Here is a 12,920-nt window from a genome sequence, read left to right on the forward strand (position 1 = left end):
TTTATCAAATATAAAAAAGTAAGCTCAGAAAATCTCTGATCTTATTCTCATATCTCTCCAAACAACTTCCGTAAAATTTTCGGTGTGATACGTTGTCCTGGCCCTACGTAAGTATAGGCGTGCAGGTACATGGCAGGATTGAAGTTGAGTTCGATACAGGTGCAATTTGGTAGCTCCTTACTAGCAGGCTTGGTGTAGTCTGGGATAATCAAATCGACTCCACAGGCCCAAGCCCCCATAGCAGTCGCCATATCGGCAGCTAGTTGTTTGTAACTCTCGCCCATCTGGTCAGTCATGTCAATGGAGTCGCCTCCAGTTGAGATATTAGAATTACCACGCAGAAAGGTTTGGCTACCTTTAGGCAAGACTGTATCAGGTGTGTAACCCTGCTGTTCCAACATGAGTAATTCAATATCACCCAGATTGATGATTTCAAGAGGTGAGCGATGGTCGCGACCACGCAGAGGGTCTTGGTTTTTCTTTTCGACTAATTCTCGGATGCTTGAGCTTCCGTCGCCTACGACATTGGCCGCAACGCGGAGCACGACAGCCTCGCATTTTCCATCCAAGATAAAGAAACGGTACTCGGTCCCTGCCACAAACTCCTCGACTAGCACATGGCTATCTTCCGAAAAGGCGATGTCTAGGGCTTTTTCATAGCCAGAAAGGCTTGTTGACTCTTGGAAGATGGAAATGCCCAGACCGAAGTTGGTGGATTTGGGTTTGACAACAATAGCAGAGTTGGCTATTTGTCCGTAGTACCGTAAGGCATCGTCCTTGTTAGCAAATTCTGCTCCCGCAGGTACTGGAAAACCAGCCTTGTCCAAAATCTTTTTGGTCACAACCTTATTAGCCATGGCCAGTGGAATTACGTAGTTATCTTTGGATGTCATGTTGCCATTTTTAATGTACTCCACATGGTCACCATGCCAGAGTTTGAGAAATTGGTCTTCCTCATCTAAAATTTCTACGTTCAAGCCCAGCTGAATGGCGTCAAAGAGAATCATTTGGGTGGAGAGTTCCATGTTTTCATAGCCTTTGAGGGCATAAGGTGCTGTCCAAGCGTAGTCATGAAAGGCTTGTCCTTGTTGTTGGCCAAATTTTTCAAGGGACCCTTCTTCAACCTGCTCTGCTATTTTTCCAGAAAGGGTCAAACGTGGATCAAGAAGAGAGGCCTCCACCTTAGTGATAAGCTGGCTATAATAGTCATCCAGTCCAAAGTGAGCGACGATGTCCTTCATGGCTGTCACGATAGGTTTAGGGTCAGCCTCTTTAGGAAGTGGTGTGTGGGGATGGCTGAGAGCGATTTGGTTGTTGAGAGTAGCAGCTACTGCCAATTCTTCGTCGACTTGCTCCATGTCGTCTAGCCACAAGAGTGCGAGTGCAAAGAGGTGGGTGGTGTCTAGTGTTTCTTGGCTGATTGCCAGTGGCTCAAAGGGGTTGAGGTCAAAGTTGCGGAACTCTAGATAGGAGATGCCCTTAGTCAAAAATTCCCGGCTAGTCTTAGCACCGCGTAAACGGATAGCAGAGTAAAATTCTTTTTCGGCGGACAGTTGCCCAGATCCAACAGCGTTTTCGATGTCGGTCACGTATTGCTCCAGTGAAGAGAAGGAAATGTGAACATCGGGGGCATTGACATAGCCGTAGTTGGAGTTACGAATCGACCGCACGCAACCAATTTCATCTGTCAAAAACCCTTTTTCTGCTAGCGGGCTTGCTCCGTAAAGGTAGGTCAAGAGCCAGCGATAACGCAAGAAGTTCTGAGCTAACTTGAGATAGAGGGCATTCTTGAAGGTCAGTAAATCGTCATAATCACTGACTTCAAAGAGCTGCTGGGTCAGATCTTTGCCGAGTTCAAAATTATAGTGAATTCCAGATATGGACTGGAGCAATTTGCCGTAGCGTTCTGCCAAACCAACTCGGTATTGATACTCGTAGTCACTTTCCAACTGGGCAATCTGAATCTCTTCTTCTACAATCACAGGTGGCATGGATAAAGGCCAAAGATATTCTGACTTATCCATTGAGCGAATAGCCACATCGGTGATGGCCCCGAGGAAGCGACGAGCTTCCGTGGTCGACTGTGCTACCGGTGTAATGAGCTCTAGTTGAGGTTCGCTATAATCTGTCTGGATATAGGGATGGAAACTGCGAGAACCCAATTTTTCAGGGTGTGGCGTTTGAGCGACACGGCCTTCAGTATTGATTCGTAGAGATTCGCGCTCCAGACCAAAGGTAGCTTGTAAGATGGGAGTATTTGGGGATAATTTTTGAAATACGTTTGATAGGTTCATGATTGGGCCTCGAAATAACTAGTTTCTCTATTATTTTATCAGTTTGTTAAATAAACTCAACTTTCTGCTACGGAGATGGAGAAGGAAATGCTCGGACGAATTGACTATTTACTTGCATTAAATATAAGCAAAAGCATTAGTAGAAGTATTGAAACTACACCTAATAGTTTTTTCCCCACACTCAATCTCTCATTTCTGTCTTTTTTTCGTAGACAGTTATAAAGTCGATCAGAATAAACCTTGTAAGTGTATAAGTTAATTCTTACAGACCTAAACTATTCCCCTATTTAAAAAATAATGATTCATATTTTATGAAATTAATTAGTAGATATAGTTCTGAAAAGCCGTTATATTACGCTGTTTTTAGTCCAACTGAAATCCATACTTTCCAAACCAGGCTTGAAAAAAGCTCGTAAAGCATCACAATTTAGTAAACGTTAAAACTTATTTAAACTTATTGAAAGCATTTCGTATCAAAAATACGGGATGCTTTTTCTGTTCACCCCAAATTTTTGTAACTAGGTGATACTTGAAATTAATACAAATTTGGTTGTTTTTGATAAATCTAAGCAACACTACATGATGAAGTGAAAGGGGATGAATCTTTGATAGTATTCACTTATTGTGAAATATGATATATTTATTAATTAGATGGATGAATACTTCTAGAGTTAAATATAGTATAATAGGGACATACTTTTTGGTTTATTTTTGTTTGTAGTCGGATTATGAAAGAATATCCAATATTATGCGATAAGATAGAATGTTACAAAAAAGAAAGGGGATGCAATCCGATGAAGAAAGACAGATTAATTGTATTGACAGATGCTGTTCTAGCAATTATTATGACCATCTTGGTTTTAGAGTTAGAAAAACCAACAACACCAAGTCTTGAAGCTTTTTGGGATTTACGGCAAAATTTCTTTGCTTGTTTTCTTTCCTTTTTCTGGTTGGGATCGTTATGGATGGCACTAAACACATTATGGGAAAAGGTTGAGAAAATTTCCTCAGAAATTATTTGGTGGAATTTGTTTCTACTCTTGGAGCGGCAGGAGTTCTCTTTGGAGAATTTCATGCCATCCAAGATACCAGTCTGAATGATGTGGTGGACCGGATCTATATAAATGTCAAGGATTTACCGTTTCAGTCCTTGGGAGCTTTAGCTAATATCCTGTCTGATATTAAGAAGGGACTGATTCAAGACAGTCATATCTGGTCTTTCTTCCAGTCATTTTTCAAACAATATCAGTTGATAATCAGCTTAAATCAGATCTATCAGTTTGTCTATCTTTCTCTGATGGAGATCATGTCCTATCTTCACTTTGATTATTGGAAAAAAACGGCTCGGTCAGGAGCTAGTATGAATAAGGAGAACAAATGAAACGTTTAAAAATGTTATGGCATATTATGCAGGTTACGGGTTTTACTCGGTTTGCTCTGAGTTTTGTGACCTTTGTTTTTGGGTCAGGAGGCGTGCTTTTCCTAGTTGAACCTGCTATCACAAATTACGGAGACGGTCTTTGGTATGCTTTTGTGACTTCGACGACTGTCGGCTACGGGGATCTCCTAGCTGTGACCTTGATTGGAAGGATTACCAGTGTCTTCTTGACGATTTATGGGCTCATATTTTTTGGCTGTTTATCAGCTGTTATTTTTAATTATTATACCAATTTAAATAAGGAAAGAGGAGAGGACAAATGACTGCCAATTATTCAACACGGGAATACCGTGAGAAATTATACGATGACCTTCATGTTCGATTGAGAGATACAGCGATTTTGATGTGTGCAATTTTTATTGCCTCTATCGGACTAAATATGAATTCAACAGCTGTCATTATAGGAGCCATGTTGATTTCACCTCTCATGACACCGATTGTTGGACTGGGATTCGGTTTAGCTATTTTTGATACGCGTTTAATCAAGCAATCTCTAGAGGTTTTATTGACTCAAGTGTTGGTCAGTTTGCTTGTCTCGACTCTGTATTTCTGGATTTCTCCCTTGTCTTATGCAAGTAGCGAGTTGATTGCACGAACCTCTCCAACCATTTGGGATGTCCTCATTGCTATTGCTGGTGGGATTGCTGGTGTGATCGGTTCAAGGAAAAAAGAAGCAAACAATATCGTGCCAGGAGTAGCCATTGCTACAGCTCTGATGCCGCCTATCTGTACTGCTGGCTATGGTTTAGCTAATGGGAATGTACGATTTTTATTGGGGGCTCTCTATCTTTTCTTGATCAACTGTGTCTTTATCATGCTAGCCAACATTGTTGGAACAAGAATTTTGATGAGAAAATCTCCTTTAACTTCATTTAAAGAGCTGAGCATTAAAATGAGAATTGGCTTGATATCTTTGATTGTATTGTTGATTCTTCCAGCTAGCTATTCGGCAGTTACTCTGACAATAGAACAAGCGCGCAAAGAAGGGATCAAACAGTTTGTAGGAAAAGAGTTCGCCAATTATACGGTTATTAATCAAGTCTACAAGTCAAGTAACAATGAATTGGTCTTGACGGTTGTTGGAGATCCGATTTCAGAAGAAGAATTAGAAACACTCCACCAAAAACAAGCCTCTTACGGTATTCAATCTGTTCAATTGAAAGTGAATCAAGTTCAGAACTCGCCAACATTAGATAGTGAAGCGACCAAGGAATTTTATGAAAACATTGACAAGTATATTGATCAAAAACTCTCTGAAAAAGATTCACAAAACGATCTCGTAAAAGAAAATGAAGCAGACAAGGATTGAGGACAATGAACTGAATCGGTTTTTACGCCGTGTTTTTCTTGTATCTTCCTCTTTCTTACTTATAGCAGGTTGTTTTTGCTTGAATAAGAAATAAATTAGAAGTTCTATCATCTAAGAAAAATGATGAACAAAAAATCATTTAACTAATGGTGTGAACGTTTAGTGTTTATCAGCTCCATTCTCTGTAATTTTGGGGGTAAAATCCACACCATTCGGATAAAATTAGTTGAATTTGATTGGAAAAAAGCTTTTATAAAAGCGGAGAAAAGTCTTGATATTACGCTGTTTTTAGTCCAACTGAAATTCATACTTTCCAAACCAGGCTTGAAAAAGGCCCGTAAAGCATCACAATTTAGTAAACGTTAATTCGTTACTGGACAGCAGAATACAAACGAAAACACTTTGCATCTTGCAAGGTGTTTTTTTCTATGAGAACTGGCGGTGCGCAATTAGGATAGCTCTAGCGACTTTAGTCGCATAGAGATATGCTATGCACAGTTGCCTCAAGAAAACAATGCTTCTTGGTCCACCCTGTTAGACAAGCTTCAAAACCAAGGAATCCAACAGATTTCTCTTGTAGTTACAGATGGCTTTAAGGGGCTTGAGCAGATTATCAGTCAGGCTCACCCATTAGCTAAACAACAATGTTGCTTAATTCATATTAGTCGAAATCTAGCTAGTAAAGTGAAACGAGCAGATAGAGCGGTTATTCTGGGGCAATTTATAATGATTTATCGTGCTGAAAATTTAGAAATGGCAGGACAAGCTTTAGAGGACTTTCTCGCCGAATGGAAACCAAAGTATAGGAAAGTCATGGAAAGTCTGGAGAAGACGGATAATCTTTTAACTTTTTATCAGTTTCCCTACCAGATTTGGCACAGCATGTATTCGACAAACCTCATTGAGTCTCTTAACAAAGAAATCAAACATCAAACGAAAAAGAAGGTTCTTTTTCCTAATGAGGAGGCTCTGGAACGTTACTTAGTTACGTTGTTTGAAGATTATAATTTCAAGCAAAGTCAACGAATCCATAAAGGGTTTGGTCAATGTTCTGATACACTTGAAAGCTTATTTAATTAACACTCCGTAACTCTACTTAAGTGTTTACACATAATTATTGACAGTATCAAAAAATAAAGTATATTGTTTTCATCATAATATAATTAAATATCAGTATAGAGAATTTTATCTATATATCAGATATCAGCAATTGCTTTTGCTGTCATTTTTCGCTACAATAGTTACAAGGAGGAAATAAACATGTTAAAAGAAGTATTAAACGTCGCAAAAGTTGCGAAAAAATCATCTCTCTTCTTAGGAGGGGTAGCATTTGGGACGCTTGGCTTGAAAGTCTTAGCAAGTAAAGAAGCTAAGAAAGGCTATTCTAAGGCCTTGGCTAAAGCTTACAAATTGAAAGATGGACTGGATGCATCTGTTTCTGTTGTAAAACAACACGGTGATGATGTTTTACAAGACGCTAAATATTTATACGAACAGGAAAAGAAAGAAGAACAATTAGATAGCCTGACAGGTGAATAATATGTCTTTTAAAGTGCTACACAGAGGATATCAACATATCCGATTATCGTCCTCGTTTTCACTGACCTTGGATATTCAAGATTATCTTCGTTCCTTGGCTAAAGATGAAAAAGGGATCGACTCTATTCAGTTTTATATGGATCAGCAGCACTTTACTCTACGTATGAAAGAAGGCTTCTCTGTATTAGAAAATGCAGAGGCCTTTTTAAAAAAAATTGACAAGGGGAAAGTTTCGGACTTGATGACTCTTCCCATTCGTAGAGAAGAGAGTGCTTATTCAATTGTATCGGGTGCAGCGATTAAGCGTTTGCTGTTTCGAAGTTTTGTACCCTACCCTATTCGTTATATTTGGACTTGTTATCAGGCTTTGGGTTATGTCAAAGAAGCCTATCAAACTTTAGCGCGCAAGGAACTAACCATGGAGGTCTTGGACTGTTCGGCCATTTTGTTGTCCTTGTTTATGAACCAATCCAAGACAGCTAGCAACATCATGTTTATGCTTGATTTGGGTAATCATCTGGATCAGTGGTCTTTAAAAAAAACAGCAACAGATTTGGAACAAAGCCTTCTTGCTAAAGAAAGTGATGTTTTCTTAGTGCGGGGAGACATGGTCATCAGCATCAAGAGTTCTGATGTTCAAGTAGGTGATGTATTAGTTGTCTCCCAAGGTAATGAAATCTTGTTTGACGGCCAAGTGGTTTCAGGATTAGGCATGGTCAATGAGAGTTCCTTGACTGGAGAGAGCTTCCCTGTTGAAAAGAAAGAGGGAGATTCTGTATGTGCGAATACTGTTTTGGAAACAGGAGAGTTAAGAATTCGTGTGACTGATAATCAGATAAACAGTCGTATTTTGCAACTCATCAATCTGATGAAAAAATCTGAAGAGAGTAAGAAGACAAAACAACGTCATTTTATTAGGATGGCAGACAAGGTTGTAAAATATAACTTCTTAGGTGCTGGTTTGACTTATCTGTTAACAGGTTCGTTTTCAAAAGCCATTTCCTTTTTATTGGTGGATTTTTCATGTGCTCTAAAAATATCCACACCTGTAGCCTACCTTACGGCCATAAAGGAAGGTCTAAATCGAGAAATGGTTATTAAAGATGGTGATGTATTAGAAAAATATCTGGAAGTGGATACTTTCTTGTTTGATAAAACGGGTACCATCACGACGAGTTATCCTTTGGTTGAAAAGGTTCTTCCTTTCGGAGATTATACTGAGAAAGATATTTTAAGAATAAGTGCATGTTTGGAGGAACATATCTATCATCCTATTGCCAATGCAATTGTTAAACAAGCTGAAATTGAAGGCATTGAACACGAAGAAATGCATGGCAAGCTTCAGTATGTTGCAAGCAAAGGGATTAAATCGCAAATTGATGGTCAATCGGTTGTCATTGGAAATTATGTACTAATGCAAGACGAACAGGTAAGAATTAGTTCTGAGCAGCTGGCCTTGATTGAGCAATATAAGACTCATTACAATTTATTGTTTTTGGCTTATAAGAAAGAATTAATTGGGATGTTTTGTATCCACACTCCCTTGAGAAGCGAGGCGAAAGTTGCATTGAAAAAGCTAAAGCGCCAAGGGAAAAAACTGATTCTGGCAACTGGTGATACGTTGGCTAGAACAGAAGAGTTGGTTAAAGATCTGCCATTTGACAACGTTTATACTGATTTAAAACCAGATGGTAAGTTTCAGTTGGTTCAGGAATTACAGAAAGCTGGCCGAACTATTTTGATGGTTGGAGACGGGTTAAACGACTCTGCTGCCTTGACGCTTGCAGATATTGGGGTTGTGATGAATGAAAGTGCTGATATTTCTAAGCAGATGAGTGATATTTTATTATTAGATAATCGTTTAGATTTCTTCGAGGAATTGAATTCTTTATCTGAATCGTTGCAGAAATTAATTCAAAGAAATATTCAAGAAACAGTTGTAATAAATGGAAGTTTAATTGGATTTGGGTTGTTAAATTGGTTAAGCCCATCTAATCTTTCGATATTGCACAATCTGACTACTTTAAGAATCGTCCTTCGTAGTCTTTCTATTAAAAGTAGGTAAGAGACCGAGAAGCTGAGGTTATAAAAACTAAAAGGAGTTGTCTCATTTGAGAATAACGGTTCTTTGTCAACTGTAGTGGGTTGGTGGAAAATTATACCCTGGAGAGGACCAAATTGGTTCTCTCCTTTTAAATATTGAAAAAACCATTGGCAGTGGACATACTTTAAGACTATATATTTCTGAAACTAGTTTCACAATACAAATATTGACATGCAATTATTAATTGGTGGATTTTAAGTTGACATCTACAAAGGTTAATGTTAGAATACATTCAAAAATATATTTGAATGAGGTGTTTTATGATTCAAAATATTGTTACTTCAATAATCCTGTATTCTGGGACAGCCGTAGACTTACTTATTATCCTAATGTTATTTTTTGCCAAAAGAAAAAGCAGAAAGGACATCATTAACATCTATTTAGGACAATTTCTAGACTCTGTTAGTCTAATATTCCTAAGTTTGCTTTTTGCATTTGTCTTAAATTATATTCCTAGTAAAGAGATTTTAGGTTTACTCGGTTTGATTCCAATTTTCCTAGGCCTCAAAGTTTTGCTTTTAGGAGATTCTGATGGAGAAGCTATTGCAAAAGATGGTTTGCGAAAAGACAATAAAAACCTGATTTTTCTAGTCGCTATGATTACTTTTGCAAGTTGTGGCGCTGACAATATTGGTGTCTTTGTCCCATATTTTACCACCTTAAATTTAGCGAATTTGATAGTGACTTTACTTACTTTTCTAGTCATGATTTATCTCTTGGTTTTTTCTGCCCAAAAATTAGCACAAGTCCCTTCTGTTGGAGAAACTTTGGAAAAATATAGCAGATGGTTTATTGCCGTTGTCTATTTAGGATTGGGGATGTATATCCTGATTGAAAACAACAGCTTTGACATGCTAAGGACTGTGTTCGGCTAGGAGAAAAAATTATGAAAAAAGATAGTATCTGCCAAGTGGATGTTATTAATCAACAAAATGTTACAACCGCAACGAACTACCTTGAAAAGGAAAAAGTCCAAAAATCACTTCGTATTTTATCAAAGTTTACCGATAATAAACAGATAAATATCATCTTTTATCTCCTTGCTGTTGAAGAACTCTGTGTCTGTGATATAGCCTGTTTACTAAATCTCAGTATGGCATCTGCCTCCCACCATCTTCGTAAACTAGCCAATCAAAACATCTTGGATACTAGAAGAGAGGGGAAAATTATATATTATTTTATAAAAGATGAGGAAATCAGAGATTTTTTTTATCAACTAGGATAACAACTATTTTTACTACTCTACCATTCACTCTACCTTTTATTATGTAGCATTCTAAAAACATTGATGTACCAACGTTTCTAACAGCTAAAATAGAAATTATTTAATCTTTTTATAGAAGTGAAGTAAGCATTCAATACGAATCAATACATAAGAAAAATGCTGATTTTAAGCGTTTTTTCTTTTTTCCAATTTCAATACATGTCACTATATTTCAGTTCAATCTCTACCTTTTTCGCTTCTAATTTGATTGATGTTATCAACTTGTTATTTATTTTATCAATGTACATTTGACGAAAAAAGAATACAGGACAAACAAATTCCTGTATTCTTAAAATAACTTAGAACAGATATGATAATGATACGACTAACATGATTATAGCGCAAATTATTTTTACGATTTTTACATATTGTTGTTTGAACAATTTATCAGAGAAAAGACTCAAAATAAGAGCAATCCAAAACACGGTAGTTCTTAAAATAAAAATAGTCATGTCTTGTACCCCTTTCGTTATTTTGTCAAACCAATAATTAAGTTGAATAGTAATTATCTAATTTTCAAACATATCCATCTGCCCTGGTAAAGCCTTTGTTCTTTGATTATTAATCGGTATCTCTATCTATCTTTATTATAGTACAAATATCGTTATTACACCAATAAATGTATTTATTTTTTATTGCTCCTATTTTTGAGAGCGCTTGAAATATGTTATAATAAAACTAGATTAATGTATAGGAGGCAAACCGTGGGAAATTTCATTGAGCTAGTCTTTCATCGTTTCTTTTTGGGGATGATTGCGACGGCTTATTTTTGGTTATTGACATTAGCAGGAGGAGTGGTCTTTGGTATAGCACCCGCTAGTGCAACCCTCATGAGTTTATATGCAGAACACGGTTATTCTTATCGTGCTTATCGTTTCAAGGAAGCATGGGCTTTATTTAAGAGCAATTTTGTAAAGAGCAATCTTAGTTTCTACACCTTTATAGGGATTGACTTAATTTTGATTTATGGTTTGTATCTGATGATTCAGTTGCCAAACCAGACCATTATCCACTTGGCAGCAACCTTTCTAAATATCTTTTTAGTAGCCTTGGTATTTTTGGCCTATACGGTATCTTTAAAGTTGCAGGTATACTTTGAATTATCCTATAAAAACACCCTAAAGCTTGCCTTTATCGGAATTTTTATGAGTTTATCAGCAGTGGCCAAGGTTCTGCTTGGTAGCGTCTTGTTAGCCATTATTGGCTTCTATATGCCAGCCCTCATCGCTTTTGTAGGTATTGGAATGTGGCACTTCTTTATTAGTGATTTATTGGAGCCTGTTTATGAAAGTATTCATGAAAAATTGGCAACCAAATAAGACCAAACAGTTTCGCCTCCACTCACTTCTCAGAATCTATAGTCTGGTGATGATTATCATCATTTCCTGCTTTGCTCTCTTGATTTCTTATGCAGACTGGGATATGCGTGAAAGGGAAGCCAATCGTGTCGGTCAGCGTGTTCTCGCTCGAACAGTTGATGAGGTTGAATACTATTATCGAGAGTCAACCCGCCTAGCTCAGGGATTGGTCGAGAATCAAGCCCGCATCGAAGGGATTTACAAATATTTTAGTCTCAGCACGCCGGATTATTTTTACTGGCAGTTAGAACGCAAGGCGTCGCCTTATATTTCTGTTTCCATTTATGAAAATATTGATGATATCTACGTGCGAAATGATTTCGTGAGTGGTGTTGCGATTGTTCTACAGGATTCAACGGACGTCTTTGTATCCAAGAGAGATAATCGTAGTGGACAGAAGATTCCGGCTGAGAGCTTTAAACCGGATGCCAATAGTTTCGCTGTTCCAGTGTCTGATCCTATATCGGACCAAGCTCTAGGGGTCATTTATATTTCCGTAGAACCAGAATTCCTCTATAAGGCGATTGACAATACCAGGGGAACAATTCCTGTTGCCGTAACGGTCATTGCACCATATGAAACAGATATGTTCTATATTGGAGCGAAGGGAACGAATGAATCTTGGCTGGTAGGAACAACTGCTCATGGTTATCAAGTTCGAGTAGCTGTACCAAAGGATTATGTTTGGAGTGGGACTTTAGCGAGTTCGGCACTTATTTTAGGTTTGAGCGCCCTCTTTATCATCATTTTATATATGACCTTAAGAAGGACTTTTTCTGACTATCAAAGTCAGGTTGTGGACTTGGTGGACTCTATCCAAGCCATTACTAAGGGAGAGAAAACCAAGAGGATTAACACCGATAAAAAGGATCAAGAATTGCTTTTGATCGCTGAGACGACAAATGATATGTTGGACAGGTTGGAAAGTAATATTCATGATATTTATCAACTGGAACTCAATCAAAAAGATGCCAACATGCGAGCGCTACAGGCTCAGATAAATCCGCATTTTATGTACAATACTCTGGAGTTTTTGCGGATGTATGCTGTAATGGAGAATCAAAATGAATTAGCAGATATCATCTATGAGTTCAGTAGTCTCCTACGCAATAATATTTCCGACGAGCGAGAAACGACACTCAAACAAGAAGTGGAGTTTTGTCGGAAGTACAGTTATCTCTGTATGGTTCGCTATCCCAAATCCATTGCTTATGGATTTAAGATTGACCCTGAATTGGAAGAAATGCGTATTCCAAAGTTCACCCTCCAACCGTTAGTGGAAAATTATTTTGCCCATGGAGTTGACCACAGAAGAACGGATAATGTTATCAGTATCAAGGCCTTGAAAAAAGAAGGTTATATCGAAATCTTGGTAACCGATAATGGTCGTGGGATGTCTGCTGAAAAACTAGCAGAAATTCAAGCTAAACTGGCTCAAAGAACCTTTGAACACACAGCAGATTATAAGGGGCAACAACAGTCTATTGGGATTGTTAATATCCACGAACGCTTTGTGCTCTACTTTGGAGACCGCTATAACATCAATGTAGAATCAGCTGAACAAAAAGGTGTTCAATATAGAATTACCATTCAGGATGAAGAGAAAGGATAAAC

11 protein-coding genes and 1 pseudogene are annotated in these 12,920 nt (G+C 37.9%); 11 read left to right on the top strand and 1 reads right to left on the bottom strand.

All coding sequences use genetic code 11. From position 1 onward, the window contains the following. Window positions 1–47: 47 nt before the first annotated feature. A complete protein-coding gene (gshAB, locus tag QM382_RS07100; RefSeq protein ID WP_414272870.1) occupies window positions 48–2,294 on the bottom strand; it encodes a bifunctional glutamate--cysteine ligase GshA/glutathione synthetase GshB in 2,247 nt (748 codons plus the stop codon). 794 nt (window positions 2,295–3,088) lie between these two features. Here gshAB and QM382_RS07105 point away from each other — a divergent pair. The 11 genes and pseudogenes from QM382_RS07105 (at window position 3,089) to QM382_RS07155 (ending at window position 12,918) form a co-directional block, all read left to right on the top strand. After that, window positions 3,089–3,391 (top strand): TMEM175 family protein, encoded by a 303-nt coding sequence (locus QM382_RS07105; RefSeq protein WP_006151097.1) that lies wholly within the window; start codon window positions 3,089–3,091, stop codon window positions 3,389–3,391. Beyond that, window positions 3,316–3,675 carry a hypothetical protein gene (locus QM382_RS07110; RefSeq protein WP_000397555.1) on the top strand — a complete coding sequence of 120 codons (360 nt, stop codon included), beginning with the start codon at window positions 3,316–3,318 and terminating at the stop codon, window positions 3,673–3,675. The genes QM382_RS07105 and QM382_RS07110 overlap by 76 nt, the downstream gene beginning before the upstream one ends. Beyond that, window positions 3,672–3,995 carry a potassium channel family protein gene (locus tag QM382_RS07115; protein ID WP_000825751.1) on the top strand — a complete coding sequence of 108 codons (324 nt, stop codon included), beginning with the start codon at window positions 3,672–3,674 and terminating at the stop codon, window positions 3,993–3,995. The genes QM382_RS07110 and QM382_RS07115 overlap by 4 nt, the downstream gene beginning before the upstream one ends. Next, complete coding sequence (locus tag QM382_RS07120; protein WP_000126416.1) at window positions 3,992–5,041, top strand: DUF389 domain-containing protein; 1,050 nt, start codon at window positions 3,992–3,994, stop codon at window positions 5,039–5,041. Before QM382_RS07115 ends, QM382_RS07120 begins: the two co-directional genes overlap by 4 nt. A gap of 489 nt (window positions 5,042–5,530) precedes the next feature. Further along, window positions 5,531–6,121 (top strand): annotated as a pseudogene (locus QM382_RS07125) (transposase); the annotation flags it as partial. 180 nt (window positions 6,122–6,301) lie between these two features. Continuing rightward, complete coding sequence (locus tag QM382_RS07130; RefSeq protein ID WP_002893755.1) at window positions 6,302–6,580, top strand: DUF6110 family protein; 279 nt, start codon at window positions 6,302–6,304, stop codon at window positions 6,578–6,580. 1 nt (window position 6,581) lies between these two features. Continuing rightward, the gene (locus QM382_RS07135; RefSeq protein WP_002893754.1) at window positions 6,582–8,645 is read left to right on the top strand and encodes a heavy metal translocating P-type ATPase; all 2,064 of its coding nucleotides are present in this window, start codon (window positions 6,582–6,584) and stop codon (window positions 8,643–8,645) included. A gap of 299 nt (window positions 8,646–8,944) precedes the next feature. Then, window positions 8,945–9,559, top strand: coding sequence for a CadD family cadmium resistance transporter (locus QM382_RS07140; protein WP_414272871.1), 615 nt, complete (start codon window positions 8,945–8,947; stop codon window positions 9,557–9,559). Between the two features lie 11 nt (window positions 9,560–9,570). Further along, the gene (cadX, locus tag QM382_RS07145) at window positions 9,571–9,909 is read left to right on the top strand and encodes a Cd(II)/Zn(II)-sensing metalloregulatory transcriptional regulator CadX (RefSeq protein WP_371605869.1); all 339 of its coding nucleotides are present in this window, start codon (window positions 9,571–9,573) and stop codon (window positions 9,907–9,909) included. 725 nt (window positions 9,910–10,634) lie between these two features. Continuing rightward, window positions 10,635–11,267, top strand: coding sequence for a YesL family protein (locus QM382_RS07150; RefSeq protein WP_414272872.1), 633 nt, complete (start codon window positions 10,635–10,637; stop codon window positions 11,265–11,267). Beyond that, window positions 11,245–12,918 (top strand): sensor histidine kinase, encoded by a 1,674-nt coding sequence (locus tag QM382_RS07155; protein WP_414272873.1) that lies wholly within the window; start codon window positions 11,245–11,247, stop codon window positions 12,916–12,918. The genes QM382_RS07150 and QM382_RS07155 overlap by 23 nt, the downstream gene beginning before the upstream one ends. The last annotated feature ends 2 nt before the right edge of the window (window positions 12,919–12,920 follow it).

Source organism: Streptococcus infantis (assembly GCF_047465185.1).
GTDB lineage: Bacteria > Bacillota > Bacilli > Lactobacillales > Streptococcaceae > Streptococcus > Streptococcus infantis_O.

Coding starts and splice junctions, on each gene's coding strand:
- cadX (WP_371605869.1), top strand. CDS start 9,571: ATGAAAAAAGATAGTATCTGCCAAGTGGATGTTATTAATCAACAAAAT.
- QM382_RS07130 (WP_002893755.1), top strand. CDS start 6,302: ATGTTAAAAGAAGTATTAAACGTCGCAAAAGTTGCGAAAAAATCATCT.
- QM382_RS07105 (WP_006151097.1), top strand. CDS start 3,089: ATGAAGAAAGACAGATTAATTGTATTGACAGATGCTGTTCTAGCAATT.
- QM382_RS07140 (WP_414272871.1), top strand. CDS start 8,945: ATGATTCAAAATATTGTTACTTCAATAATCCTGTATTCTGGGACAGCC.
- QM382_RS07155 (WP_414272873.1), top strand. CDS start 11,245: ATGAAAAATTGGCAACCAAATAAGACCAAACAGTTTCGCCTCCACTCA.
- QM382_RS07150 (WP_414272872.1), top strand. CDS start 10,635: ATGTATAGGAGGCAAACCGTGGGAAATTTCATTGAGCTAGTCTTTCAT.
- QM382_RS07115 (WP_000825751.1), top strand. CDS start 3,672: ATGAAACGTTTAAAAATGTTATGGCATATTATGCAGGTTACGGGTTTT.
- QM382_RS07120 (WP_000126416.1), top strand. CDS start 3,992: ATGACTGCCAATTATTCAACACGGGAATACCGTGAGAAATTATACGAT.
- gshAB (WP_414272870.1), bottom strand. CDS start 2,294: ATGAACCTATCAAACGTATTTCAAAAATTATCCCCAAATACTCCCATC.
- QM382_RS07135 (WP_002893754.1), top strand. CDS start 6,582: ATGTCTTTTAAAGTGCTACACAGAGGATATCAACATATCCGATTATCG.